Origin of the sequence: Massilia sp. ST3, assembly GCF_018119405.1 — a bacterium.
GTDB lineage: Bacteria > Pseudomonadota > Gammaproteobacteria > Burkholderiales > Burkholderiaceae_D > Telluria.
Genome location: NZ_JAGPWC010000076.1, coordinates 1 through 24726 on the forward strand (window position 1 = coordinate 1; position 24726 = coordinate 24726).

Sequence of the window (24726 nt, forward strand, 5' to 3'; positions counted from 1 at the left end):
CGCGGCCCGCCCGCGGGGCGGGGGGGGGGGGCGGCGCCCCCCCCAAACCCTACGAAAAAGCGGCCGCTCGGGCCGCTTCATCATTCTTACTGCTCGCGCACCCAGGTCTGGGAGCGGCCGAACATCGGCGCGCCGATGTAGCCGCGCACTTCGAGCTTGCTGCCGCCATCCTTCAGGCTGGCCTTGCTCTTGTAGGTCTTGCCCTTGGCCGGATCGAGGATCTCGCCGCCGGTGTACTCGTTGCCGTCCTTCTTGAGGCCCGAGAGGATGGTCAGGCCGATCATCGGCTGGTCCTTGAGCGCGCCTTCGCACTTCACGCACTTCGGATTCTGGTCTTCGTTCGCGGGACGGAACAGCTTTTCGATACGCCCGGTCAGGACGCCCTGTTCTTCCGTGATGCGGACCAGGGCCTTCGGCTTGCCGGTTTCGTCATCGATGGTTTTCCAGGTGCCGACCGGCGAAGCGTTTTGCGCCCAGGCGGCAGGCATCGCGAGCAGGGCGGCAATCAGGCTGACGCGCATCAGGTGTCGCATTTGGGTCTCCAGTGTTGTTGTTGGTGCTGCCCAGTGTAGCAAACCCCATCCATGGCGGGTGTGTGCGAAATCCGAGGACTTCCTCCAATTTTTGGACGGGCGTTCGGTTCAGGGGGTGGTGGGCAGGTCGATGGTCGGCAGCTGGTTGCGGCGCTCGGCGGGCCGGGTCAGCACGCGCAGGGTGACTTCGAGCGGCACACCCATGCCGGCCAGCTCGCGCGCCACGGTCGGCCGCCCGTTGCTGGCGGCTTCGTGGATCACGTTCTCGATGAGCAGGGCGGTCTTGTAGTCGGTTCGTCGGTCCATCCCGCGATCCTAACACGGCTGCGTCAATACGCGTTTCCGAAAATGAAGTTTCAGGCGCCGTCACTCCGTGCGGGGTGCTGGTCCCGGCATGGTTGAGACACCCGGCATCCCGGCATATCATTGCGTTCCGATCAACGTTGCTAATACCGGAGACCGCGATGACCGATTTGCTGCTCGCCATCCTTCATCACTTGGGAATGTTCGCCCTGTTCGGCGTGCTGGCCATCGAACTGACGGTCGTCAAGCCGGGCATGACGACCGGCCAGGTTGCCCAGGCCGCGCGCATCGACCGCCTGTACGGCCTGTTCGCCATGGCCATGATTGCCATTGGATTCGCGCGCGCGATCTTCGCGGCCAAAGGCTGGGACTACTACGCGCACAACGGCTTCTTCTGGGCCAAGATCGCAAGCTTCGCGCTGGTCGGCGCGCTGTCGGCGGCTCCCACCATCCAGTTCATCCGCTGGCGCCGCGCCAGCCATCGCCCGGATGACGCCGAAGTGGCGCGCGTACGGCGCTTCCTGCATGCCCAGGCGGCGCTGTTCGCCTTGCTCCCTATCTTCGCGGCGGCCATGGCGCGCGGCTACGGCAGCTTCAGCTGAGCGGAGGCAGCGCATGCATGCCTTCTCCCGCACGGTAGGGCCGCTCCTGCTCCTGCTTGCCGTCCAATACGCCCAAGCCGCCCAAGCTGCCTTACCCGAAGTAGACATCGGCGCCCGCTTCCGCGAGGCGGGCGTGGAAGGGACCTTCGTCCTGCTCGACGGACAAAGCGGCGAGTTGCGCCGCCATGCGCCAGACCGCGCGGCGCGGCGCTTCCTGCCCGCCTCGACCTACAAGATCCCCAACACCCTGGTCGCCCTCGAGAGCGGCGTCGCCGGGGGCAAGGACTTCGGCCTTGCCTGGGATAGCGTACGCACCCCGCGCCAGCCCTGGTGGCCGGCCGCGTGGGCCCGCGACCATACCCTGGAATCGGCGCTGAAGCATTCGGCGGTCTGGTATTACCAGGAAGTGGCGCGGCGCGTAGGACCGGCGCGGATGCAGTCCTATGTCGACCGCTTCGGCTACGGCAACCGCGACCTCTCCGGCGGCATCGACCGCTTCTGGCTGACCGGCGGCCTGCGCATCTCGGCCGACGAGCAGGCCGCCTTCCTGCGCCGCTTCTACTTCGAGAAGCTCGGCGTATCGGCGCGCACGACGCGGCTGGCCAAGGAGATGCTGGTGCTGGAAGAGACGCCGGACTACCGCCTGAGCGGCAAGAGCGGCTGGGCGGGCCTGGGCGAGGAAGGGCAGCCCCAGCTCGGCTGGCTGGTGGGTTACCTGGAACGCAAGGGCGAGGTTCACTTCTTCGCGCTGAACCTCGATATCGCGCGCCCCCAGGATGCCGGTGCGCGCATGGCCATCGTCAAGGCGGTGCTGCGCGACCATGGATTGTTGCCGGCGCAGCCTCAGTCGGTCGCAGCGGCGAAATAAGCCAGGAACATCGTCACGGCGGCCTCGATCACCCGTTCCTGCTCCTCGGGCGCCAGGCGCGGGGCGCCCATGGCGATCTGGGGCCAGAAGGCGAAGGTTTTCACTTGGCCTTGCAGCAGGGTGGCGGCGAAGGCCGGATCGCCCGGCTTGAGCTTGCCGTCGGCCTGGGCCGCGCGGATCCAGGCCGTCACGCCTTCCTCGCGCTCGCCCAGGCGGCACAGCACGGGCAGGGCGCGCTCCGGCGCGTGGATCGCCTCGCCGACCGCCACGCGCGCCAGCGCGATGAAGTCCGGATCGTCCAGCGAACGCATCTTCAGGCGCATCAGTTCGGTGAGCTGCTCGCGCAGGCCGCGGTCGCTGCGGTAGCCCAGCTCCAGCATCCCTACGCTGGATTCGAACATCTGCGTGATCGTCGCCGCGAACAGCACTTCCTTGCTGGGGAAGTGGTTGTACACGGTGCGCTTCGACACCTGCGCCAGCGCGGCGATGCCGTCCACGCTGGCGGTCTCGTAGCCATGCTGGCGGAACTGCTCGGCCGCGGCGGCCAGGATGGCGCTGCGCTTGCGGTCGGTAAGGCGGGTAGGAGCGTTCATGCGCAAATTTTACACTCAGTGGTTTACTTTCCCTAATCGATAAACTACACTGTGTAGTGTACATTTTGCGTAAATACAAGCCATGCGCTTCCTCCTCGCCCTTCTTTTCATCGGATTGGTATCGACCATGACCTACTGCAGCCTCGCCCCGGCCGCCGTCGCCTACAGCTCGCCCCAATTCCAGGACGGAAAATTCCGCAACCCCGTTCCCATGCGCAAGGCCAGCTTCGGCGAGATGGCGGGCCTGTGGTGGACCTTCCTGTTCGACAAGCCGAGCGGCACCGTGCCGCGCCAGCCCGTGCCGGTGCGCAGCCTGAGCCGGGAGGCGCTGCTGGCGGCGCCCGACAACACCCTGTACCGCCTGGGCCATTCGACCATGCTGGTCAAGCTGGGCGGCGAATTCTACCTGACCGACCCGGTGTTCTCCGAGCGCGCCTCGCCGGTGCAATGGGCCGGGCCGGCGCGCTTCCACGCGCCGCCGATCGGCATCGCCGACCTGCCGCCGATCAAGGCGGTGATCCTGTCGCACGACCACTACGACCACCTGGACCACGCCGCCATCATGGCGCTGGCCGCCAAGACCACGGTTTTCCTGACCCCGCTGGGCGTGGGCGAGCGCCTGGTCGGCTGGGGCGTGGAGCGTGCGAAGGTGAAGCAGTTCGACTGGTGGCAGGGCACGGAAGTGGGTGGTGTGCGCTTCGTGGCCACCCCGGCCCGGCACTTCTCGGGGCGCGGCCTGAACGACGGCAATTCGACCCTGTGGGCATCGTGGGTGATCCTGCACCAGGACCTGCGCGTGTTCTTCAGCGGCGATACCGGCTATTTCGACGGCTTCAAGGAGATCGGCGCCAAATATGGTCCCTTCGATGTGGCCCTCATGGAAACCGGCGCCTATGACAAGCAGTGGCCGGACGTGCACATGCAGCCGGAGGAAACCCTGCAGGCTTTCCTGGACGTGAAAGGGAAGTGGCTGCTGCCGGTGCACAACGGCACCTTCGACCTGGGCCTGCATCGCTGGCAGGAGCCTTTCGACCGTATCGCGGCGCTGGCGGCGGAGCAGGGCGTGGCGCTGACCACGCCGGAGATGGGGGAAGCGATCGACCTGAAGCAGCCGCATGCGGGGCATGCGTGGTGGAAGAGCCTGAAGTAGGCCCTGCCTTCATTGAAAAACGCGCCCACACGGGCCTGATGGTGTTCAGCTAACTTGAACACCATTAGCCACATGCGACGCGTTTTTCATTGCGTCGCTCTGCGTATCAGGCAGCCGGCAGCTTGGCCAGCTGTTCTTCCATCTTGGCCAGGGTGGCCGAGAAGTTCGCCACGCGTTCCTGCTCCTGCGCGACCACCGCCGCCGGCGCGCGCGCGACAAAGCTCTCGTTCGACAGCTTGCCGTTGGCCTTGGCGATCTCGCCCTGCACGCGCGCGATCTCTTTCGACAGGCGCTCGCGCTCGGCGGCGACGTCGATCTCGACCTTGAGCATCAGCTTGGTGGTGCCGACGATCGACACGGCGGCCGGCGAATCCGGCAGCGCGTCGACGATCTGCACTTCCTGCAGCTTGCCCAGCGTCTGGATGTAGGGAGCGAACACCGCCATGCGGGCGCGGTCCTCGGCATTGCCCGGCTCCAGGAACAGGGGCACGCGCACCGACGGCGACAAGGACATCTCGCCGCGCAGGTTGCGGGTGGCGTCGGTCAGGGCCTTGAGCTGGTCCATCCAGGCTTCCGCTTCCTCGCTCACGCAGGAGGTGTCGGCCAGCGGGTAGGGCTGCAGCATGATGCTGTCGCGATTCTCGCCCGCGCCCTTGCCGGCCAGCGGCGCGATCGCCTGCCACAGCGCCTCGGTCACGAACGGGATGATCGGGTGCGCCAGGCGCAGGATCACTTCCAGCACGCGCAGCAGGGTGTGGCGGGTGGCGCGCTGCTGCGCTTCCGTGCCCTGCTGGACCTGGACCTTGGCCACTTCCAGGTACCAGTCGCAGTACTCGTCCCACACGAACTTGTAGATGCTGCTGGCGATGTTGTCGAAGCGGTAGTCGGCGAAGCCTTTCGCCACTTCCAGCTCGACGCGGTTCATCAAGGAGACGATCCAGCGGTCGGCCTGCGACAGGTCCGCCTCTTCAGGCTTGCCGCAGTCCTTGCCTTCCGTGTTCATCATCACAAAGCGGGTGGCGTTCCACAGCTTGTTGCAGAAGTTGCGGTAGCCCTCGCAGCGGCCGAGATCGAAGTTGATGTTGCGGCCCAGCGAAGCGTAGCTGGCCATGGTGAAGCGCACGGCGTCGGTGCCGAAGGCCGGGATCCCTTCCGGGAACTCCTTGCGGGTGGCCTTGCCGATCTTCTCCGCGGCGCGCGGGTCCATCAGGCCGGTGGTGCGCTTGGCAACCAGGGTCTCGACGTCGATGCCGTCGATCAGGTCGATCGGGTCGAGGGTATTGCCCTTCGACTTGGACATCTTCTGGCCCTGCGAGTCGCGCACCAGGCCGTGCACGTAAACGGTCTCGAACGGCACCTTGCCGGTGAAGTGGGCGGTCATCATGACCATGCGCGCCACCCAGAAGAAGATGATGTCGAAGCCGGTCACCAGCACCGAGGACGGCAGGAACATCTTCATGTCCGGCGTTTCTTCCGGCCAGCCCATGGTCGAGAAGGGCACCAGGGCCGACGAGAACCAGGTGTCGAGCACGTCGTCGTCGCGGCGCAGCTCGCCCGTGATGCCTGCAGCAAGCGCCTTGGCCTTGGCTTCTTCTTCATCGCGCGCGACCACGATATTGCCGGCGTCGTCGTACCAGGCCGGGATACGGTGGCCCCACCACAGCTGGCGCGAGATGCACCAGTCCTGGATGTTGCCCAGCCACTGGTTATAGGTGGTGGTCCAGTTCTCCGGCACGAACTTGATCTCGCCGCTGGCGACTTTTTCCAGGGCCACGTCGGTGATCGACTTGCCCGGGTTGAAGGTGCCTTCCGGGGCCGGCTTGCTCATGGCGACGAACCACTGGTCGGTCAGCATCGGTTCGATCACGACGCCGGTACGGTCGCCGCGCGGCACCATCAGCTTGTGCGGCTTGACCTCGGCCAGCAGGCCTTGCGCTTCCAGGTCGGCGACGATCTGCTTGCGCGCGGCGAAGCGGTCCAGGCCCTGGTACTGGGCCGGGCCGTTCTCGTTGATCTTGGCGTCCAGGGTGAAGATGTTGATCGGCTCGAGCTTGGCGCGCTGGCCGACGGCGTAGTCGTTGAAGTCGTGGGCCGGGGTGATCTTCACGCAGCCGGTGCCGAATTCCTTGTCGACGTAGCTGTCGGCGATCACCGGGATCTGGCGGCCGGTGAGCGGCAGGGTCAGCATCTTGCCGTGCAGGTGCAGGTAGCGCTCGTCGGTCGGGTCGACCGCGACCGCGACGTCGCCCAGCATGGTCTCGGGACGGGTGGTGGCGACCGTCAGCTGCCCCGAGCCGTCGGCCAGCGGATAATTGATGTACCACATCGAGCCGTCTTCTTCCTGCGAGTCGACTTCCAGGTCCGAGACCGCGGTGCCCAGCACCGGGTCCCAGTTGACCAGGCGCTTGCCGCGGTAGATCAGGCCTTGCTCGAACAGGCGCACGAAGACTTCGACCACGGTCTTGGAGCGGGTCTCGTCCATCGTGAAGTATTCGCGAGTCCAGTCGGCGGAGGCGCCCAGGCGGCGCATCTGGCCGGTGATGGTGTTGCCCGACTTTTCCTTCCACTCCCAGACCTTCTCGAGGAAGGCGTCGCGGCCAAGGTCGTGGCGCGAGATCTTCTGGGCGTCGAGCTGGCGCTCGACCACGATCTGGGTCGCGATGCCGGCGTGGTCGGTGCCCGGCACCCAGGCGGTGTTATAGCCGCGCATGCGGTAGTAACGGGTCAGGCCGTCCATGACGGTCTGGTTGAACGCGTGGCCCATGTGCAGGGTGCCGGTGACGTTCGGCGGCGGCAGCTGGATGCTGAACGACGGCTTGCCCTCGTCCATGCTCGCGGTGAAGTAACCGCGCTTTTCCCATTCGGCGCGCCAGTATTGTTCAATGTCCGCTGGCTCGAAAGACTTGGCTAGTTCCATGATGTGGTGGCGTAAAGATTTTGCGAAAAGAACCATTATAGAGTAGAAGCGGCTATAATTCGGCCCGTCCACCGCAAGGTGGCACACGCTAGGGGTCCTGCCTGTCGCAAATCGACACGCGGGTGAGAAATACCCTCCGAACCTGATCTGGATAATGCCAGCGAAGGGAAGCAGTCAGCATCGCCGCAGCGCCGCACGTCCGTGCCGCGCCCGCGCATCCTGGCACACTCCTTTGCTGGCTCCTGAGAGCAAACGCAGCAAAGGAGCCACATGAACGCACCGTTAAAATTCGATTCCGCCACCGCCCAGGTGGACCAGGCGGCGATCGCTCCCCTCCCGAATTCCCGCAAGGTCTACATCGAAGGCAGCCGGCCCGACATCCGCGTGCCGATGCGCGAGATCAGCCAGTCGCCCACGCCGGCCAGCTTCGGCGGCGAGCCGAACCCGCCGCTCTACGTCTACGACACCTCCGGTCCCTATACCGACCCGGCGGCCGCGATCGACATCCGCAGCGGCCTGGGCACGCCGCGCGCACCGTGGATCGAGGAGCGCGGCGACACCGAGGAATTGAACGGCCCGAGCTCGCTGTACGGCCAGGCGCGCCTGGCCGACCCGGCGCTCGAGCCCTTGCGCTTCTCGCTGCAGCGCACCCCGCGCCGCGCCCGCGCTGGAAAAAACGTCACCCAGATGCACTACGCGCGCCAGGGGATCGTCACGCCGGAGATGGAATTCATCGCCCTGCGCGAGAACATGCGCCGCAAGGAATACATCGCTTCCCTGCACGCCTCCGGCCCGATGGGGAAACGTGTGGCGGACCTGCTCGGCCGCCAGCACCCGGGCCAGTCCTTCGGCGCCTGCATCCCCGACGAGATCACGCCGGAATTCGTGCGCAGCGAAGTGGCGCGCGGCCGCGCCGTCATCCCGGCCAATATCAACCACCCGGAAGTCGAGCCGATGATCATCGGCCGCAACTTCCTGGTGAAGGTCAACGCCAACATCGGCAATTCGGCAGTGACCTCCTCGATCGGCGAGGAAGTGGAAAAGATGACCTGGGCCATCCGCTGGGGCGCAGACACGGTGATGGACCTCTCCACCGGCAAGCACATCCACGAGACGCGCGAATGGATCATCCGTAACAGCCCGGTCCCGATCGGCACCGTGCCGATCTACCAAGCGCTGGAAAAGGTCAACGGCAAGGCCGAGGACCTCACCTGGGAGATCTTCCGCGACACCCTGATCGAGCAGGCGGAGCAGGGCGTCGACTACTTCACCATCCACGCCGGCGTGCTGCTGCGCTACGTTCCGATGACGGCCAACCGCCTGACCGGCATCGTCTCGCGCGGCGGCTCGATCATGGCCAAGTGGTGCCTGGCCCACCACAAGGAATCCTTCCTCTACACGCACTTCGAGGACATCTGCGAGATCATGAAGGCCTACGACGTGTCCTTCAGCCTCGGCGACGGCCTGCGTCCCGGCTCGATCTACGATGCCAACGACGAAGCCCAGCTGTCCGAGCTCAAGACCCTGGGCGAGCTGACCCAGGTGGCGTGGAAGCACGACGTCCAGACCATCATCGAGGGGCCGGGCCACGTGCCGCTGCATCTCATCAAGGAGAACATGGACCTGCAGCTGGAGCAGTGCCACGAGGCGCCGTTCTACACCCTGGGCCCGCTGACCACCGACATCGCGCCCGGCTACGACCACATCACCTCGGGCATCGGCGCCGCCAACATCGGCTGGTACGGCACCGCCATGCTGTGCTACGTGACGCCCAAGGAGCACCTGGGCCTGCCCGACAAGAACGACGTCAAGGACGGCATCATCACCTACAAGATAGCCGCCCACGCGGCGGATTTGGCCAAGGGCCACCCGGGCGCCCAGCTGCGCGACAACGCGCTTTCCAAGGCGCGCTTCGAGTTCCGCTGGGAAGACCAGTTCAACCTGGGCCTGGACCCGGACAAGGCGCGCGAATTCCACGACGAGACCCTGCCCAAGGATTCGGCCAAGGTGGCGCACTTCTGCTCGATGTGCGGCCCGCACTTCTGCTCGATGAAGATCACCCAGGAAGTGCGCGAGTACGCGGCCAGGGGCATGGAAGAGAAGGCGATCGAGTTCGTGCGCAACGGCGCCCAGCTCTACCGCGAGGTATGAGCCATGCTGGAGATTATCGTGAACGGCAAACCCTGGAGCGTGCCCGAAGAGCAGTCGCTGCAGGAACTGGTGGCCGAGCTCGGGCTGGCCGGGCAGGGCATCGCCCTGGCCGTCAACCGCGAAGTGGTGCCGCGCCCGCAGTGGCCGCAGCGCCGCCTGGCGGCCCGGGACAAAGTGGATATCGTGCGCGCCATCGGTGGCGGCTGAGAGGAGACCAACAATGAACGCAATGACCGACATGAAGAACGACGACGTACTCACCATCGCGGGCCGCAGCTACAGCTCGCGCCTGCTGGTGGGCAGCGGCAAATACCGCGACCTGGACCAGACCCGCGAGGCCACCATGGCAGCCGGGGCCGAGATCGTCACCGTGGCGATCCGCCGCGTGAACATCGGCCAGGATCCGAACGCGCCCAGCCTGCTGGACGTGCTGCCGGCATCAAGATTCACCATCCTGCCGAATACGGCCGGCTGCTACACCGCCAAGGACGCGGTCTACACGCTGCAGATGGCGCGCGAACTGCTGAATGGCCACAAGCTGGTCAAGCTGGAAGTGCTGGGCGACGAGAAGACCCTGTTCCCGCACATGCCGGAAACCCTGAAGGCGGCCGAGACCCTGGTCAAGGACGGCTTCGACGTCATGGTCTATTGCAGCGACGACCCGATCCAGGCGCGCATCCTGCAGGAGATCGGCTGCGTGGCGGTGATGCCGCTGGCCTCGCTGATCGGCTCGGGCATGGGCATCCTGAATCCGTGGAACCTGCGCCTGGTGATCGAGCAGGCCACGGTGCCGGTGCTGGTCGACGCCGGCGTGGGCACGGCCTCGGACGCGGCGATCGCCATGGAGCTGGGCTGCGACGGCGTCCTGATGAACACCGCGATCGCCGCGGCGACGGACCCGGTGCGCATGGCGCGCGCCATGAAGCACGCGGTGCTGGCCGGGCGCGAAGCTTTCCTGGCGGGCCGCATGCCGAAGCGCTTCGCCGCTTCGCCCTCGTCGCCGGCCGAAGGGAAGATCACCCCGTGAGCGCCAACGTACTGGTGTTCGCCGGGCTCGATCCCGGCGGCGGGGCGGGACTGGCGGCCGACATCCTGGCCATTGCCGCCCAGGGCGCGCATGCGCTGCCGGTGGCCACCACCCTGACCGTCCAGGACAACAACCGCGTGTTCGAGGCCGAGCCGGTGGCCAGCAGCATGGTGCTGCGCCAGGCCGAGCCCCTGCTCAAGGCCTGCTGGATCGACGCGGTCAAGATCGGCATTCCCGGCAGCGCGGCCAATGCCGAGGCGGTCGCGGTGGTGGTGCGGCGGCTGCGCGAGCGCCATCCCGGCCTGCCGGTGGTGCTCGACCCGGTGCTGGCCAGCGGCCAGGGCCAGGCGCTGGGCAAGGGCGACCCGGCCGCCGCCTTGCGCGAGCTGCTGGCGCTGGCCACCATCGTGGTGCCCAACCTTCCGGAAGCGGCGGTCCTGGGCGAACTGCCCTGCGAGCACGTGCTGGTGACCGGCGGCCATACGGACGGCAACCTGGTGGTCAACCGCTGGCTGCGCGGCGGCGCCGACGTCCGCACCTGGGGCTGGCCGCGCCTGCCCCATGAATACCACGGCAGCGGCTGCACCCTGGCCGCCGCCATCGCGGCGCGCCTGGCCCTGGGCGACGAGATGGAGACTGCCCTGGCGCGGGCCCAGGCCTATACCTACCGCACCCTGGACCAGGCCTTCGCGATCGCGCCGGGCCAGCGGATTCCGCGCCGCATCCTCCACGCCACCTGAAAGGATATGTATGCGAGGCTTATACCTGGTCACCCCCAACTGGGATGACACCGAACGGCTGCTGGCCGCCACCGATGCCGCACTCGCGGCCGGCGCCGGCCTGGTGCAGTACCGCCACAAGGACGCCAGTCCCGCGCTGCGTCTCGAGCAGGCGCAGGCGCTGCTGGCCCTGTGCCGCCGGCGCGGCCGCCAGCTGGTCGTCAACGACCACATCGACCTGTGCCGCGACATCGACGCCGACGGCGTGCATGTGGGACACACCGACCTGGCGGTGGCGCAGGCGCGCGCGCTGCTCGGACGGGACAAGATCGTCGGCGCCTCCTGCTACGGAGAGCTCGACCTGGCGCTGGCCGCCCAGGAGGCGGGCGCCAGCTACGTCGCCTTCGGCGGTTTCTACCCGTCCCCGGTGAAGAAATACAGCTTCGTCACGCCGCCCGAACTGCTCGGCCGCGCACGCGCGCAGATCGGCGTGCCGATCGTGGTCATCGGCGGCATGACGCCCGCCAACGCGGCGCCGCTGGTGGCGCGCGGCGCGGACATGGTGGCGGCGATCACCAGCGTCTACGGCGACGGCGACCTGGGCGCGACCGGCGAGGCGGCGCGCGCATTCGGGACACTGTTCCAGCCGCGCTGAACCTACAATAGGCGCATCCAGACTTCCGCTTGCACCACGCCATGCGACATACGCGCCTGTTCATCCATACCCGCGGACATCCGTCCGCGATCCTGCTGCTGGTCCAGCTGGCCGGGATGCTCCTGTATCCCTTCATCGAGCGGACGCCGGAAAGCCATGTCGCCTTCAACGCCTTCGGCATCGTGGTACTGGCCTTCACCATCCGCATGGTGCGGCGCACGCCCGGCGAAACCTGGATCAGCGTGGCGCTGGCGGTGCCGATCATCATCCTGCTGGTGCTGCAGTCGCTGTTCGACCTGCGCGTGCTGCTGCCCTGGTCCTCGGCGCTGGAGGCCCTGTTCTATTTCTATGCGGCGCTCAGCCTGGTCGCCTACATGATGGAAGACCAGCGCGCCACCACCGACGAGCTGTTCGCGGCGGCCGCCACCTTCACCCTGCTGGCCTGGGGTTTCACCCACCTGTACATCCTGGTGCAGGAATTGCAACCCGGCACCTTTGTCGCCGCCGTCAACGCCGCCGCGCCGCGCAGCTGGAGCGAACTGAATTACCTCAGCTTCGCCCTCCTGTCGAGCACCGGCATCGGCGACGTGATTCCCCTTACGCCGCATGCGCGGGCACTGGCCAGCGTCGAAATGCTGGTCGGGCTGATGTACCTGGCGGCGGTGGTGGCGCGCCTGATCGGCTTCACGACCCAGAGTAAGATCGCCCGGCGCCGCGAGCGCAGGGGAGGTGATTCCTGGGAGCAGGATTGACAGTTTAGAATAGGCTTTTCCATTCGTTCACCCGCTTCCATGGACATGCCTTCCGCAACGCTCCTCATCCGCCGTTTCCAGGCCCACGAATGGCCGGCCTACCGCGCCATCCGCCTGCGCTCGCTGGGCGATGCGCCCGACGCCTTCGGCAGCACCCTGGCGGCGGAGCAGGCCTATCCGGACGATACCTGGTCGGGGCGGCTGGCGCGGTCCGAGGTCTCGGGCATCGACTGCCCGCTGGCGGCCGAGCTGGACGGGCAGCTGGTCGGGCTGGCCTGGGCCAAGGTCGACGGCGACGATCCCCTGCTGGTGAACCTGTTCCAGATGTGGGTGGCGCCCGAGGCGCGTGGACGGCGCGTGGCCGCGGCCCTGCTCGACGCCGCCATCGCCTGGGCGCGCGGGCGCGGGGCGCGTGCGATGCGCCTGGGTGTCGAGTGCGGGAATGCGGCGGCCCTGGCCTTGTATGAACGGGCGGGCTTTCGCGACGCCGGCGTGCGCGAGCCGATGCGGCCGGGGTCGGAACTGGTCGAACAGAGGATGGTGCTGGAGCTCGCACCCTGAAGAATACAAAAAGGACGCCGAGGCGTCCTTTTTTTCCGGGCAGGGAGCCCCGGCTTACTTGCCGCAGCCCAGCTGCATCAGGCGGTCATAGGCGGCCTTCGCCTGCACCAGGCCGTAACCGAACTTGGTATCGCGTCCGGCCACGCCCAGGTCCAGCGCGCTGTTGTTGAGCGTCGTACGGATCTGCGCCGCGGTGCAGTTCGTGTTGTAGCTCCACACCAGCGCCGCCACGGCCGATACGTGCGGCGTCGCCATCGAGGTGCCATCGTAGTAGGCGTAGTTGGTCGCCTTCACGGTCACGGTCGCGCTCTGGCCCAGCTTGGCCTTCATCGCCGCGCCGTCGGTGTCGGTGGCGGTGACCGACGGGATGCTGGTCACGGTGGTGCCCAGGGTGCCGCCGAAGGCGCCGGCCACGTTGTTGTACACGATCGCGCCCACGCCGCCGCTGGTCTGGCAGTTCTGCACCTTGACCGCGAAGTCGATCGAGCCGCGCTGGATCAGGCAGACCTTGCCCGCCATCGCGCTGTTGACCTTATCGCCGATGCCGAAGTCGGCCAGGGCGCCGCTCGCGCTCTTGACCGGCGAGCCTTCCATGGCGCCCGCCGTGTAGGCCACGCCGCCCACGCTGATCGCGCCTTCGGTGCCGCCGCCCATCGGCACGGTCGACAGCACGCCGACGCCAGGACCGGCCAGTTCGACCTTGCTGTTGTATTGCGAGAAGTCGGCCCAGGCCTTGCTCTCGTCCACGGCGCCGACCATCACCACGCTGCTGTAGCCGGCCGGGTAGGACACCACGCGGTTGCCGTCGTTGCCGGCCGCGGCGACGTTCAGCACGCCCTTGGCGTACAGGGCGTCGAAGGCCTTCTGCTCGGTGGTGCTCTTGCGGCCGCCGCCCAAGGACATGCTGATCACGTTGGCGCCGGCGGCGCCGCACTTGTTGGCGGCCGAGGCCAGGGTGGAGGAGTAGGCCCAGCCTTCGGCGTCGAACACCTTCACGATGTGCAGCTTGAGGCGCTTGTTCGGGGCGACGCCGACCACGCCGGTGCCGCTGTTGTTGATCGCGGCGATGGTGCCCGCCACGTGGGTGCCGTGGTGGTTCTCGTCGGTGCTCCAGGCGCCGGTGCCGTTCGGGTCGTTGTCGCCGGTGACGCTGTTGGCCGACAGGTCCTCGTGCTTGATGTCGTAGCCGGAGTCGATGATGCAGACCTTACGGAGGCCGGCGTTGGTGTCGGGCAGCAGGTCGGCCTGCACTTGCTTGATGCCATAGGGGACCAGCTGGCCGGACGCATACGGCGTGCCGGTCGAGGGGCTGGTCAGGGCGAAGGGACGGCGCACCACGTCCTCTTCGATGTATTCGACGTTGGGGTTGTTTTCCAGGCCTTTCAGGGCCACGGCCGGCACTTCGATGGCCATGGCATTCATGCCGAAGATTTCATGCTTGACGGCGCCCTTGGCGACGCTGACGGCGGACTTCATTTTTGCGGCCGCGCCCGGTTTGAAGGCCACGATGACGCGGGTGGTATCGGGCGCCGCGGCCTGGGCGTGGCCGACTACGCCGGCGCCGACCAGGGCGGTAAGGCAGATGCTCAGTGCTTTCGATGCGCGAGTGTCTTTGCGTGCCATGAATCTTCTCCGTATGAATGCTTATGGTTGTCCGCAGCCATCGCCACGGGGATGTTGTCTCCAGTCACATGTATGCACATGTGATCGATCCAGTGTATTTCGAAAACTTCATGCAAGGCAAATAGGTCATCAATTGTGTGAACGAAAACAGACTCAGCAGGAATGATTCGTTTCTCAAGAGAACGAGGAACAAAAAAAAGGACGCCGAAGCGTCCTTTTTTCAGTGCAGGCAAGGATTAGTTGCCGCAGCCCAGCGATTTGATGCGGTCGTGAGCGGCTTTTGCCTGGACCAGACCGAAGCCGTACTTGGTGTCGCGGCCGGCGGTGCCCAGGTCTTGCGCGCTCTTGGTCAGCGAAGCGCGCATCTGTGCAGCGGTACAGGTCGGGAAGTAGCTCCACACCAGGGCGGCGACGGCCGACACGTGCGGGGTCGCCATCGAGGTGCCGTCGTAGTAGGCGTAGTTGGTGGCCTTCACGCCCACGGTCGCGCTCTGGCCGAGCTGGCCCTTCATCGCCGCGCCATCGGTGTCGGTCGCGGTGACCGACGGGATGGTGGTCACGGTGGTGCCCAGGGTGCCGCCGAAGGCGCCTGCCACGTTGTTGTACACGATCGCGCCCACGCCGCCGCTCTTCTGGCAGTTGGTGACCTTGACGGCGAAGTCCACGCTGCCGCGCTGGATCAGGCAGATCTTGCCCGACACGGCGCTGTTGACGGCGTCGCCGATGCCGAAGTCGGCCAGGGCGGCGGTCGCGGTCTTGACCGGCGAGCCTTCCATCGAGCCTGCGGTGTAGTTGACGCCGCCGACGCTCAGGACGCCTTCGCTGCCGCCGCCCATCGGGACGGTCGACAGCACGCCGACGCCAGGACCGGCCAGCTCGACCTTGCTGTTGTACTGCGAGAAGTCGGCCCACTGCTTGTTCTCGTCGACCGCGCCGACCATCACGACGCTGGTGTAGCCGGCCGGGTAGGAGACCACGGTGTTGCCGTCGTTGCCGGCGGCAGCGATGTTCAGCACGCCTTTCGCGTACAGGGTGTCGAAGGCCTTCTGCTCGGTGGTGCTCTTGCGGCCGCCGCCCAGCGACATCGAGATCACGTTCGCGCCGGCTGCGCCGCACTTGTTGGCGGCCGAAGCCAGGGTCGAGGAGTAAGCCCAGCCGTCGGCGCCGAACACCTTGACGATGTGCAGCTTCAGCAGCTTGTTCGCGTTGACGCCAACCACGCCCACGCCGCTGTTGTTGACGGCGGCGATGGTGCCGGCCACGTGGGTGCCGTGGTGGTTTTCGTCGGTGTACCACCAGCCGGTGCCGGCGTCGTATTCGCCGGTGACGCTGTTGGCGGAGAGGTCTTCATGGCTGCGGTCGTAGCCCGAGTCGATGATGCAGACCTTACGGTTCGCAGTGTTGGCATCCGACAGCAGGTCGGCCTGCACTTGCTTGATGCCGTAAGGCACCAGCTGCCCGGACGCATACGGGGTGCCGGTCGACGGGCTGGTCAGTGCGAAAGGACGGCGCACCACGTCTTCTTCGACGTACTCGACGTTCGGATTGTTCTCCAGGCCTTTCAGGGCGACGGCCGGCACTTCGATGGCCATGGCGTTCATGCCGAAGATTTCGTGCTTGACGGAACCCTTGGCAGCGGCGACAGCCGACTTCATCTTGGCGGCCGCGCCCGGTTTGAAGGCGACGATGACGCGGGTGGTATCAGGAGCTGCCGCTTGAGCGTTGCCGAAGACGCCGGCTGCGACCAGGGCGGTGAGGCAGATGCTCAGGGATTTCGATGCGCGAGTATTTTTGCTTACCATGAATCTTCTCCGTATAGATACTGCTTATAAATTATGGCCGCAGCTCGTGGCTGCGGCTCTGTTGTCTCCACTAATGTATGCACACGTGGTAAATCCAGTGTATTTCGAAAAGTTCTATTCAAGCAATCAAGATTTCAATCGTGCGTGTATGAAAAGTGACACAGATGTAACGCACTGTTGATCTAACGCAAGTTTTGTGCTGCATGCTATCCTTTTTGCCAATGGCTGCAGCCCATCCGGGCCGGCCTTCACCTCAGGAGGAAGCATGGAATCCCCGGCTACTGCGCGCCGCCTGGTGCTGGTCGTCGACGACGACGCGCTGTTGCGCGAATACCTGGGCGAGGTGCTGCGCCACGCGGGCCATGACACCATCGAGGCCGGCACCTCGGCGCAGGCGCTGCGTGCGATCGAGGAACGCGGCCGCGACGTGGCCCTGGCCATGCTCGACATCTCCATGCCCGGCATGTCCGGCCTGGACCTGGCGCGCCTGCTGCGCGAAGAAACCGAGATCCCCTTCATGTTCCTGTCCGCCAACGACGACGCCGCATCGGCGCGCGCGGCGGCGGAGGCGGGCGCGGTCGGCTACGTCGTCAAGCCGGTCGATGCGCCGCGCCTGCTGGCCGCCCTCGAGGCGGCGCTGGCGCGCGGCGACGACATCCGGCGCCTGCGGCGCAGCGAAACCAGCCTGAGTTCGGCGCTCGCGGCCGGCCGCGAAACCAGCATCGCCGTCGGCGTGCTGATGGCGCGCTTCCGGATCGACCGCCAGCTTGCCTTCGACGTGCTGCGCGACCAGGCGCGTTCGCAGCGGCGCAAGCTGGGCGAGGTCGCCGAGCAGATCCTGGCGGCCGAGGAAACCATGAACGCGCTGCACGGCGCCATCGTGGAACGGCTGCGGAACAAGTAAATACGGCGTTCCCGGCGGGCGTGCGCCATGCACGTCCGGGCTCAAGGCTTGTTATCATGTCCAACTTTATGGTTCGACAAGTCGCACCATGTATCCACGCTTGAGTCACGGGAAGGGAACATGAAAACCAAGGCAGCCATTGCATGGAAGGCGGGGCATCCGCTCACGATCGAAGAAGTCGAGCTCGACGGCCCGCGCGCCGGCGAGGTGCTGGTCGAAGTCAAGGCCACGGGCATTTGCCACACCGATTACTACACCCTGTCGGGCGCCGATCCGGAAGGCATCTTCCCCGCCATCCTCGGCCATGAGGGCGCGGGTGTGGTGGTCGACGTCGGTCCCGGCGTCACCAGCCTGAAGAAGGACGACCACGTCATTCCGCTGTACACGCCGGAATGCCGCCAGTGCAAGTTCTGCCTGTCGCAGAAGACCAACCTGTGCCAGGCGATCCGCTCGACGCAAGGCCGCGGCCTGATGCCGGACGCCACCTCCCGTTTCTCGCTGGACGGCAAGCCGATCTATCACTACATGGGGACGTCGACCTTCTCGAACTACATCGTGGTGCCGGAAATCGCGCTGGCCAAGGTGCGCTCCGACGCGCCCTTCGACAAGATCTGCTACATCGGCTGCGGCGTGACCACCGGCATCGGCGCCGTGATCTTCACCGCCAAGGTGGAGGCGGGCGCCAACGTGGTGGTGTTCGGCCTGGGCGGCATCGGCCTGAACGTGATCCAGGCGGCGAAGATGGTGGGCGCCGACAAGATCATCGGCGTCGACCTGAACCCGGAACGCGAAGCCATGGCGCGCAAGTTCGGCATGACCCACTTCATCAACCCGACCAAGGTCGAGAACGTGGTCGACACCATCGTCCAGCTGACCGACGGCGGCGCCGACTACAGCTTCGAGTGCGTGGGCAACGTCAACACCATGCGCCAGGCGCTGGAATGCTGCCACAAGGGCTGGGGCCAGTCGATCATCATCGGCGTGGCGGCGGCCGGCCAGGAAATCTCGACCCGTCCGTTCCAGCTGGTGACCGGCCGGGTGTGGAAGGGTTCGGCCTTCGGCGGCGCCCGCGGCCGCACCGACGTGCCGCGCATCGTCGACTGGTACATGGAAAACAAGATCAACATCGACGACCTGATCACCCACCACCTGCCGCTCGAGCGCATCAACGAAGGTTTCGACCTGATGAAATCGGGCGAGTCGATCCGCTCGGTCGTGGTGTACTGATCCATTTCTCCCTGCCTGCGCGGCGCTCGCCGCGCAGCTTGTCCCTCTCCGTCCTGTTCCGCATTTTCGACCGCCTGTCGCATCGCGATGGCGTCCGCATCTCCCCATCCCTACAGTGTTCCCATGGCCGGACTACGCACGGCTCAATGTAGAAAAAAAGTTCTAGACAAAATAATCTAGACAAATTATTCTAGTTTCAACGTAAAGGAGAAGCGATGAGCGAGACGCTGGCGTTGGTGGCGAGCAGCCTGGCCTGGGCCTTGCTGGATTTCGTGTGGCAGGGTGTGCTGGTGGCCTGGGTGGCGGCGCTCGCGTTGGCCCTGCTGCGCAGAGCCCGGCCGCAGGTGCGCTATGCCGTCGCCTGCGCGGCCTTGCTGCTGTGCGCGGCCCTGCCGCTGGGCGGCACCGTGCAGCGCATCCTCGACGCCGACACCACGACCACCATGCTGCCGCTGGCGACCCTGGCCGCGGTCGACGCCTCCGTGCCGCAAATGTCCGTCGTGACGCTCGATCCGGACAAGCTTGCCGGCTGGGAAAGCGCACTGCAGGCGCGGCTGCCGCTGGTGGTGCTGTTCTGGGCCTGCGGGGCGGGGCTGCTGGCGCTGCGCATGGCTGCCGGCCTGCTCTGGGTGCGCCGGCGCAGCAAGCCCGGGCATTACCGCAGCGATCCCTACTGGCAGGCAAGGCTGGACGAGCTGGCGCGCCGCTTCGGCATCGCGCGCCGCGTCACACTCGGGCTGGTGGACGACCTGGACAGCCCCGTGACGGCCGGCTGGTGGCGCCCGCTGGTGCTGGTGCCGGCCTCGCTGGCGACGGGCATGCCGCCGCAGCTGCTCGAAGCGCTGCTGGCGCACGAGCTGGCCCACGTGCGGCGCTTCGACTACCTGGTGAATTTGATCCAGAGCGCGATCGAGATCCTGCTGTTCTACCACCCCGCGGTGTGGTGGCTGTCGCAGCGGATCCGCAGCGAGCGCGAACAGATTGCAGATGATTTAGCCGCAAGCGAGCTCGGCGAACCGCGGCGCCTGGCACTTGCATTGTCCGAACTGGACCTGTTCCAGTTCACCCCGCAACTTGCCCCTGGGGCACACGGAGGAGATCTCATGTCTCGCATCAAACGCCTGGTTCGTCCGGAAGCCGAACCACTCAACTGGAAACTGGCCCTGCCCATCCTCGGCCTGGCCACCTGCGCCGCGCTGTATTCCTGGGCCGCGCCGGCCCACGCCGCAGCGCAAGCCGCGCCCCAGGCCGAAGCCCCCGCGCGCAGCGAACACCGCGAGCACCGCGTGGTGCGCGAAGCGGCGCGCGACGAACCCTATGCCGTGGTGCGCGCCAACGATGGCGGCTTCAACATCAGCGGCAGCAGCGACGACTGGGACGACGTCAAGGCCGCGCGCAGCGCGATCGATGGCGAATTCGTCTGGTTCCGCGAGAACGGCCGTTCCTATTACATCCAGGACCGCGAGCTGATGGCCAAGGTCAATGCCGCCTGGGCCCCGGTGGACCGCCTGGGCAAGCAGATGGACGTCTACGGCAAGGAAATGGACAAGCACGGCAAGAAGATGGAAGTCCTGGGCCGCCAGATGGAGCAGGCCTCGAGCGGCATCCAGCCGGTCGCCAACAAGCGCGAGCTGCGCGAGATCGAGGAAGGCATGCGGGCCCTGGGCGAGCAGATGGAAACCCTGGGCCGCGAACTGGCCGCCGCCCGCGACGACGACGAGCGCGAGCGCATCGGGCGCCGCATGGAAGAGGCGGGCAAGCGCATGGAAGCGGCCGGCAAGCGCATGGAACAGGCCCATAATTCGCCGCAGATGCGCAAGGCCCATGCGGAAATGGAAGCGCTCGGCAAGCAGATGAAGGAAGCCGGCAAGCCGATGGACGCCCTGGGCAAGCGCATGGGCGCGCTGGGCAAGGACATGGAACGCGAGAGCAAGGCGGCGGACCAGACGGTGCGCGGCTTGATTCGCGATGCGAAGGCGAAGGGGCTGGCGAAGCCGGTGCCGGGGGAGGGGACGCCGGTGGCGGCCAGGTGATGGCGCTACGGGTGTGCAAGTTTACAAGCACACCACATAACAAAAAAACGCCACCCAAAAGTGGCGTTTTTCATCAGGAAAAAACGATCAGTGCTGGCTGATCTTCCCACGCCACGCCCCCGTCTCCGAACCGCGCTTCTCGAGCAGTTCCTTGAAGTTCGACAGGTTCGCACGCGCCTCCATGCGCACCGCGCCGAACGCATCGCCGATCGATTCCAGCGCGCCTTCCGGCTCGTAATCCATCTGCAGCGCGATGCGGGTGCAGGTGTCCGAAATCTTGTGGAAAGTCACCACGCCACCGTTCTTCACGCCGGTGACGCTGCGCCAGGCGATGCGCTGGTCCGGGATCTGCTCGGTGATCTCGGCATCCCATTCCTTCTCTTCGCCGGCCACGTTCGCGCGCCAGTGCAGGTGCTTGTCGTCCAGCTGGCGGATTTCCTTCACGCTCTTCATGAATTGCGGGAAGTCCTCGAACTGGGTCCACTGGTTGTAGGCGGTGCGGACCGGCACGTTCACCTCGATCGTCTCGACGATCGACGAGCTGGCGCCATAGCCCTTGTTTTTCTTCAGTTGTTTCGACAGCATCATGCCACCCACTGCGAGGGCGGCGACAGTAACCACGCGATTCAGCATTTTCTGATCTCCTTAGGGCAGGGAAGCGGCGCCGCATGCGTTCGTGAATTGGCCCGTGCTTGTGTCATGCGGTCAGCCGGCTTCGGCTTCACAAATTACTAGGTACTTGCTCCGACGGGCCACGCGATCTGTCGCGAATCTCTGGCTAAAATAAGCGAAAAGACAATCGGGCGGCGCGCGAAAGGCTGGGGTCGCGGGCCGGCGCCTTCATATGGATGAGCTTGTTTTTCCGAGGCAAGGAGGCTGTATGGGCTTGCAGGGCGGATGTTATTGCGGAGCAGTACGCTACGATGCGCGGGGCGCACCCTTCAACAGCACCCTGTGCCATTGCACCGATTGCCGCAAGGTATCCGGTGCGCCGGCACTGGCCTGGTTCAGCGTCCGCTTCGCCGACCTCCACTGGACCGGCACGCCCGCGCGCTTCGCGTCGAGCGCCGGCATCGAGCGCAGTTTCTGTTCTGCCTGCGGCACCACGCTGAGCTTCCACGACAGCCGCTGGCCGGATGAGATCGACATCGCCACCGCCACCCTCGACGACCCGGAGCAGGTTCCCCCCGCCGACCACACCTTCGTGCGCAGCCGCCTCGGCTGGATGAAGATGCACGACAGCCTGCCGGAATACCCAAGCACGCGTTCGGCCGGGAAGGACGGATAAGCCTGGCGTTCATGCGCCGCGCATTGCGTTTCCGGCCGGACGGTGCAAGGATGGGCTTCCACTCATCCTTGCCGAGGAATCCAGATGACCAAGTCCGCCAGCACCCTGCGCCGCCGTGTCGCCCTTGCCCTGTTCGCCACCGCGGCCGGCTTCGTGGGCTTCGCCCACGCCGAACGCCAGCCGCAGCCGGCGGTGGGATCCAGGTACGACGTCGCGCTGCGCCTCGACATGTTCGGCGAGGTGTCGACCCCCGCCTCGTGACCTACCCGGGCGAGCGTATCGCGCTGGCGGGCGAGCATGGGGGCAAGCCCTGGCGCATGGAATTCACGATCCAGCGCAGCAGCGGCGAGTCGGTGCGCGTGGACGGCAAGATCAGCAGCAGCGGCGACACCACCCTGGCCGCGCCGGTGCTGGTCGGCTCGCTCGGGCAGCGCATCGCGATGCGCACCTCGGACGGTGTTAATGTGGCAATGATCGTCAAGGAAATCGCCCGCTGAGTGGTGATTTTTCCGCGCGCCGGCGGCGGGCGGCGGAGACACCCGGCGGTATAATGGGCGGATGCAGAATCTCCTCCATAACCTCAATCCCGAACAACTCGCTGCCGTCACCCTGCCATCGCAGAGTGCGCTGATCCTTGCCGGCGCCGGCTCCGGCAAGACGCGCGTGCTGACCACCCGCATCGCCTGGCTGGTCCAGACCGGCCAGGTTTCGCCGGCCGGCATCATGGCGGTCACGTTCACGAACAAGGCCGCCAAGGAGATGCTGACCCGCCTGTCCGCCATGTTGCCCGTCAATACGCGCGGCATGTGGATCGGCACCTTCCACGGTCTGTGCAACCGCCTGCTGCGTACCCACTACCGCGACGCGGCGCTGCCCCAGACCTTCCAGATCCTCGACTCGCAAGACCAGTTGTCGCTCATCAAGCGCATGCTCAAGGCCCATAACGTCGACGACGAGAAGTATCCGGCCAAGAACCTGATGTACTTCATCAACAACGCGAAGGAGCAGGGCCTGCGCGCCGGCCAGATGGAAGCCTACGACCCGATCGAGCGCCGCATGGTCGAGCTGTACGAGCTCTACGACCAGCAATGCCAGCGCGAGGGCGTGGTCGACTTCGCCGAGCTGCTGCTGCGTTCCTACGAACTGCTGGCGCGCAACGCGCCGCTGCGCCACCATTACCAGATGCGCTTCCGCCACATCCTGGTGGACGAGTTCCAGGATACCAACGACCTGCAATACAACCTGCTCAAGCTGCTGGCGGGGCAGGGCGAGAGCGGCGGCGGCGCGCTGTTCGCCGTGGGCGACGACGACCAGAGCATCTATGCCTTCCGCGGCGCCAACGTCGGCAACATGACCGCCTTCGAGCGCGATTTCCAGGTCCAGAACCTGATCAAGCTGGAGCAGAACTACCGCTCGCACGGCCACATCCTGGACAGCGCCAACTACCTGATCGCCAACAACGCCAAGCGCCTGGGCAAGAACCTGCGCACCGACGCGGGCCAGGGCGAGCAGGTGCGCGTCTACGAAGCCTCGTCCGACCTGGAAGAAGCGCAGTGGATCATCGAGGAAGCCAAGAGCCTGATGTCGGCCGGCATGCCGCGCAGCGAGATCGCCATCCTGTACCGCTCCAACGCGCAGAGCCGCGTGATCGAGCACGCGCTGTTCGCGGCCGGCCTGCCCTACACCGTGTACGGCGGCCTGCGCTACTTCCAGCGCGCCGAGGTCAAGCACGCCATCGCCTACCTGCAGCTGATGGACAATCCGCACAACGACTCGGCCTTCCTTCGGGTCGTGAACTTCCCCACGCGCGGCATCGGCGTGCGCTCGATCGAGCAGCTGCAGATGGCGGCCGACACCTACGGCATCTCGCTGTACGCGGCGGTGCCCTACATGACCGGCAAGGCCGGCACTTCGCTCGGCAATTTCGTCAAGCTGGTGGAATCGGCGCGCTTCGAGACCCAGCAGCTGGCGCTGCCGGAACTGGTGCGCGTGGTGCTCGAGCGCAGCGGCCTGCTGCAGCATTACCAGAACGAGAAAGAAGGCGCCGACCGCATCGAGAACCTGGAGCAGATGGTCAACGCGGCCACCCAGTTCGTGCAGGAAGAAGGTTTCGGCGTCCAGGCCCCGGCCCACCTCGGCCCGCCGGCCCAGGCGCAGGCCGGCGAAGCCCTGCTCGACCAGGACGGCATCGAGGTGCTGGACGGCGGCGCGCCCCTGCCCACCGTGATGTCGCCGCTATCGGCCTTCCTGACCCACGCCTCGCTGGAGGCGGGCGACGCCCAGGCCCAGGCCGGCCAGGACGCGCTGCAGCTGATGACGGTGCACTCGGCCAAGGGGCTGGAATTCGACGCCGTCTTCATCACCGGCCTGGAGGAGGGCCTGTTCCCGCACGAGAGCAGCGCCCGCGAGACCGACGGCCTGGACGAGGAGCGGCGCCTGATGTACGTGGCGATCACGCGCGCGCGCCGCCGCCTGTACATCAGTTTCACCCAGCAGCGCATGCTGCATGGCCAGACCCGCTTCAACATGAAGTCGCGCTTCCTGGAAGAGCTGCCGGAAGAGTCGCTCAAGTGGCTGTCGCCGCGCGTGCAGACCAACTGGTTCGCCGGCCGCAAGTCGACCACGGCCTGGGACGACGCGGAATTCCGCAACGGCACCGACAACCGGATCGCGCAGCAGATCACCCAGAAGTCCGCCAACGGCGGCGGCAGCGGCTGGCGCGTGGGCGAAGCGGTGGCGCACGCCAAGTTCGGCGAGGGCGTGATCGTGAATATCGAAGGCGGGGCGGGCGCGGCGCGCGCGCAGATCAACTTCGGCGCGGCGGGGATGAAGGTGCTGGATTTGTCGGTGGCGAAGCTGGAGCGGCTGTCGCGTTAACTGCGGCGTAATGACGTAGGGTTGGCGGCTCTGCCGCCGACGCGTTCAACCGGCGATGATCGGCCCGTGCGCGGTTTGTCCACGCCAACGATCCCCGGGGGGGGGGGGGGGGCCCCCCCCCCCCAGTGGGGAGAAAAACAC

General features: G+C 66.3%; 24 protein-coding genes and 1 riboswitch. Of the genes, 17 read left to right on the top strand and 7 right to left on the bottom strand.

The window, feature by feature from the left end; genetic code table 11:
- Positions 1-86: 86 nt before the first annotated feature.
- Both KBW98_RS20130 and KBW98_RS20135 read right to left on the bottom strand, forming a co-directional pair.
- Positions 87-533, bottom strand: a complete 447-nt coding sequence (locus KBW98_RS20130; RefSeq protein ID WP_211521950.1) for a DUF2147 domain-containing protein — start codon at positions 531-533, stop codon at positions 87-89.
- A 108-nt stretch (positions 534-641) separates the two neighbouring features.
- Positions 642-839 carry a hypothetical protein gene (locus KBW98_RS20135; protein ID WP_211521951.1) on the bottom strand — a complete coding sequence of 66 codons (198 nt, stop codon included), beginning with the start codon at positions 837-839 and terminating at the stop codon, positions 642-644.
- A 158-nt stretch (positions 840-997) separates the two neighbouring features.
- On the opposite strand from KBW98_RS20135, the gene KBW98_RS20140 reads away from it, so the two are divergent.
- Positions 998-1438: a DUF2214 family protein gene (locus tag KBW98_RS20140; protein WP_211521952.1), complete on the top strand. Its 441-nt coding sequence runs from the start codon at positions 998-1000 to the stop codon at positions 1436-1438.
- 13 nt (positions 1439-1451) lie between these two features.
- Positions 1452-2306, top strand: a complete 855-nt coding sequence (locus KBW98_RS20145) for a class D beta-lactamase (protein ID WP_211521953.1) — start codon at positions 1452-1454, stop codon at positions 2304-2306.
- On the opposite strand, the gene KBW98_RS20150 is transcribed toward KBW98_RS20145, so the two are convergent.
- Complete coding sequence (locus KBW98_RS20150; RefSeq protein WP_211521954.1) at positions 2282-2899, bottom strand: TetR/AcrR family transcriptional regulator; 618 nt, start codon at positions 2897-2899, stop codon at positions 2282-2284. The genes KBW98_RS20145 and KBW98_RS20150 overlap by 25 nt on opposite strands.
- Before the next feature lie 127 nt (positions 2900-3026).
- Between KBW98_RS20150 and KBW98_RS20155 the strand changes: the two genes are divergently transcribed.
- Positions 3027-4049 carry an MBL fold metallo-hydrolase gene (locus tag KBW98_RS20155; protein WP_211521955.1) on the top strand — a complete coding sequence of 341 codons (1023 nt, stop codon included), beginning with the start codon at positions 3027-3029 and terminating at the stop codon, positions 4047-4049.
- A 106-nt stretch (positions 4050-4155) separates the two neighbouring features.
- Here KBW98_RS20155 and KBW98_RS20160 read toward each other — a convergent pair whose 3' ends face one another.
- A complete protein-coding gene (locus KBW98_RS20160; protein ID WP_211521956.1) occupies positions 4156-6966 on the bottom strand; it encodes a valine--tRNA ligase in 2811 nt (936 codons plus the stop codon).
- An 80-nt stretch (positions 6967-7046) separates the two neighbouring features.
- Positions 7047-7152, top strand: a riboswitch (TPP riboswitch).
- A gap of 84 nt (positions 7153-7236) precedes the next feature.
- Here KBW98_RS20160 and thiC point away from each other — a divergent pair.
- Genes thiC through KBW98_RS20195 form a run of 7 tightly spaced genes read left to right on the top strand, consistent with a single transcriptional unit; the run spans position 7237 to position 12831 of the window.
- Positions 7237-9117: a phosphomethylpyrimidine synthase ThiC gene (thiC, locus tag KBW98_RS20165; protein WP_211521957.1), complete on the top strand. Its 1881-nt coding sequence runs from the start codon at positions 7237-7239 to the stop codon at positions 9115-9117.
- A gap of 3 nt (positions 9118-9120) precedes the next feature.
- A complete protein-coding gene (thiS, locus tag KBW98_RS20170) occupies positions 9121-9324 on the top strand; it encodes a sulfur carrier protein ThiS (protein ID WP_211521958.1) in 204 nt (67 codons plus the stop codon).
- A gap of 13 nt (positions 9325-9337) precedes the next feature.
- The gene (locus KBW98_RS20175) at positions 9338-10144 is read left to right on the top strand and encodes a thiazole synthase (RefSeq protein ID WP_211521959.1); all 807 of its coding nucleotides are present in this window, start codon (positions 9338-9340) and stop codon (positions 10142-10144) included.
- A complete protein-coding gene (locus KBW98_RS20180; protein WP_211521960.1) occupies positions 10141-10884 on the top strand; it encodes a bifunctional hydroxymethylpyrimidine kinase/phosphomethylpyrimidine kinase in 744 nt (247 codons plus the stop codon). Before KBW98_RS20175 ends, KBW98_RS20180 begins: the two co-directional genes overlap by 4 nt.
- Positions 10885-10894: 10 nt before the next feature.
- Positions 10895-11518 (top strand): thiamine phosphate synthase, encoded by a 624-nt coding sequence (gene thiE / locus KBW98_RS20185; protein ID WP_211521961.1) that lies wholly within the window; start codon positions 10895-10897, stop codon positions 11516-11518.
- A gap of 41 nt (positions 11519-11559) precedes the next feature.
- Complete coding sequence (locus KBW98_RS20190) at positions 11560-12270, top strand: ion channel (RefSeq protein WP_211521962.1); 711 nt, start codon at positions 11560-11562, stop codon at positions 12268-12270.
- A 39-nt stretch (positions 12271-12309) separates the two neighbouring features.
- A complete protein-coding gene (locus KBW98_RS20195) occupies positions 12310-12831 on the top strand; it encodes a GNAT family N-acetyltransferase (protein ID WP_229429319.1) in 522 nt (173 codons plus the stop codon).
- A gap of 54 nt (positions 12832-12885) precedes the next feature.
- On the opposite strand, the gene KBW98_RS20200 is transcribed toward KBW98_RS20195, so the two are convergent.
- Positions 12886-14454, bottom strand: a complete 1569-nt coding sequence (locus KBW98_RS20200; RefSeq protein ID WP_211521963.1) for a S8 family serine peptidase — start codon at positions 14452-14454, stop codon at positions 12886-12888.
- Positions 14455-14690: 236 nt separating this feature from the next.
- Positions 14691-16256, bottom strand: a complete 1566-nt coding sequence (locus KBW98_RS20205; protein WP_211521964.1) for a S8 family serine peptidase — start codon at positions 16254-16256, stop codon at positions 14691-14693.
- A 265-nt stretch (positions 16257-16521) separates the two neighbouring features.
- Here KBW98_RS20205 and KBW98_RS20210 point away from each other — a divergent pair, with 265 nt between their 5' ends.
- The 3 genes from KBW98_RS20210 to KBW98_RS20220 all read left to right on the top strand — a co-directional run bounded on the left by KBW98_RS20210 (position 16522) and on the right by KBW98_RS20220 (position 20420).
- Complete coding sequence (locus KBW98_RS20210) at positions 16522-17160, top strand: ANTAR domain-containing response regulator (protein ID WP_211521965.1); 639 nt, start codon at positions 16522-16524, stop codon at positions 17158-17160.
- 120 nt (positions 17161-17280) lie between these two features.
- Positions 17281-18387 carry an S-(hydroxymethyl)glutathione dehydrogenase/class III alcohol dehydrogenase gene (locus KBW98_RS20215; protein ID WP_211521966.1) on the top strand — a complete coding sequence of 369 codons (1107 nt, stop codon included), beginning with the start codon at positions 17281-17283 and terminating at the stop codon, positions 18385-18387.
- A gap of 215 nt (positions 18388-18602) precedes the next feature.
- Positions 18603-20420 carry a M56 family metallopeptidase gene (locus KBW98_RS20220; protein WP_211521967.1) on the top strand — a complete coding sequence of 606 codons (1818 nt, stop codon included), beginning with the start codon at positions 18603-18605 and terminating at the stop codon, positions 20418-20420.
- An 87-nt stretch (positions 20421-20507) separates the two neighbouring features.
- Here KBW98_RS20220 and KBW98_RS20225 read toward each other — a convergent pair whose 3' ends face one another.
- Positions 20508-21053 (bottom strand): SRPBCC family protein, encoded by a 546-nt coding sequence (locus tag KBW98_RS20225; protein WP_211521968.1) that lies wholly within the window; start codon positions 21051-21053, stop codon positions 20508-20510.
- 247 nt (positions 21054-21300) lie between these two features.
- On the opposite strand from KBW98_RS20225, the gene KBW98_RS20230 reads away from it, so the two are divergent.
- From KBW98_RS20230 to KBW98_RS20245, 4 genes are all read left to right on the top strand, one after another.
- Positions 21301-21708 carry a GFA family protein gene (locus tag KBW98_RS20230; RefSeq protein ID WP_211521969.1) on the top strand — a complete coding sequence of 136 codons (408 nt, stop codon included), beginning with the start codon at positions 21301-21303 and terminating at the stop codon, positions 21706-21708.
- Positions 21709-21792: 84 nt separating this feature from the next.
- Positions 21793-21969 carry a hypothetical protein gene (locus tag KBW98_RS20235; protein WP_211521970.1) on the top strand — a complete coding sequence of 59 codons (177 nt, stop codon included), beginning with the start codon at positions 21793-21795 and terminating at the stop codon, positions 21967-21969.
- Positions 21966-22205: a hypothetical protein gene (locus tag KBW98_RS20240; RefSeq protein ID WP_211521971.1), complete on the top strand. Its 240-nt coding sequence runs from the start codon at positions 21966-21968 to the stop codon at positions 22203-22205. The genes KBW98_RS20235 and KBW98_RS20240 overlap by 4 nt, the downstream gene beginning before the upstream one ends.
- A 61-nt stretch (positions 22206-22266) precedes the next feature.
- Positions 22267-24585 (top strand): UvrD-helicase domain-containing protein, encoded by a 2319-nt coding sequence (locus tag KBW98_RS20245; protein ID WP_211521972.1) that lies wholly within the window; start codon positions 22267-22269, stop codon positions 24583-24585.
- The last annotated feature ends 141 nt before the right edge of the window (positions 24586-24726 follow it).

Bases quoted from the DNA above. Each gene is read 5' to 3' on its own strand.
- KBW98_RS20175 (WP_211521959.1), top strand. From the start codon at position 9,338: ATGAACGCAATGACCGACATGAAGAACGACGACGTACTCACCATCGCG.
- KBW98_RS20130 (WP_211521950.1), bottom strand. From the start codon at position 533: ATGCGACACCTGATGCGCGTCAGCCTGATTGCCGCCCTGCTCGCGATG.
- KBW98_RS20205 (WP_211521964.1), bottom strand. From the start codon at position 16,256: ATGGTAAGCAAAAATACTCGCGCATCGAAATCCCTGAGCATCTGCCTC.
- KBW98_RS20145 (WP_211521953.1), top strand. From the start codon at position 1,452: ATGCATGCCTTCTCCCGCACGGTAGGGCCGCTCCTGCTCCTGCTTGCC.
- KBW98_RS20235 (WP_211521970.1), top strand. From the start codon at position 21,793: ATGACCAAGTCCGCCAGCACCCTGCGCCGCCGTGTCGCCCTTGCCCTG.
- KBW98_RS20245 (WP_211521972.1), top strand. From the start codon at position 22,267: ATGCAGAATCTCCTCCATAACCTCAATCCCGAACAACTCGCTGCCGTC.
- KBW98_RS20225 (WP_211521968.1), bottom strand. From the start codon at position 21,053: ATGCTGAATCGCGTGGTTACTGTCGCCGCCCTCGCAGTGGGTGGCATG.
- KBW98_RS20155 (WP_211521955.1), top strand. From the start codon at position 3,027: ATGACCTACTGCAGCCTCGCCCCGGCCGCCGTCGCCTACAGCTCGCCC.
- KBW98_RS20140 (WP_211521952.1), top strand. From the start codon at position 998: ATGACCGATTTGCTGCTCGCCATCCTTCATCACTTGGGAATGTTCGCC.
- KBW98_RS20200 (WP_211521963.1), bottom strand. From the start codon at position 14,454: ATGGCACGCAAAGACACTCGCGCATCGAAAGCACTGAGCATCTGCCTT.
- thiE (WP_211521961.1), top strand. From the start codon at position 10,895: ATGCGAGGCTTATACCTGGTCACCCCCAACTGGGATGACACCGAACGG.
- thiS (WP_211521958.1), top strand. From the start codon at position 9,121: ATGCTGGAGATTATCGTGAACGGCAAACCCTGGAGCGTGCCCGAAGAG.
- KBW98_RS20220 (WP_211521967.1), top strand. From the start codon at position 18,603: ATGAGCGAGACGCTGGCGTTGGTGGCGAGCAGCCTGGCCTGGGCCTTG.
- KBW98_RS20210 (WP_211521965.1), top strand. From the start codon at position 16,522: ATGGAATCCCCGGCTACTGCGCGCCGCCTGGTGCTGGTCGTCGACGAC.
- thiC (WP_211521957.1), top strand. From the start codon at position 7,237: ATGAACGCACCGTTAAAATTCGATTCCGCCACCGCCCAGGTGGACCAG.
- KBW98_RS20215 (WP_211521966.1), top strand. From the start codon at position 17,281: ATGAAAACCAAGGCAGCCATTGCATGGAAGGCGGGGCATCCGCTCACG.
- KBW98_RS20135 (WP_211521951.1), bottom strand. From the start codon at position 839: ATGGACCGACGAACCGACTACAAGACCGCCCTGCTCATCGAGAACGTG.
- KBW98_RS20230 (WP_211521969.1), top strand. From the start codon at position 21,301: ATGGGCTTGCAGGGCGGATGTTATTGCGGAGCAGTACGCTACGATGCG.
- KBW98_RS20160 (WP_211521956.1), bottom strand. From the start codon at position 6,966: ATGGAACTAGCCAAGTCTTTCGAGCCAGCGGACATTGAACAATACTGG.
- KBW98_RS20190 (WP_211521962.1), top strand. From the start codon at position 11,560: ATGCGACATACGCGCCTGTTCATCCATACCCGCGGACATCCGTCCGCG.
- KBW98_RS20195 (WP_229429319.1), top strand. From the start codon at position 12,310: ATGGACATGCCTTCCGCAACGCTCCTCATCCGCCGTTTCCAGGCCCAC.
- KBW98_RS20150 (WP_211521954.1), bottom strand. From the start codon at position 2,899: ATGAACGCTCCTACCCGCCTTACCGACCGCAAGCGCAGCGCCATCCTG.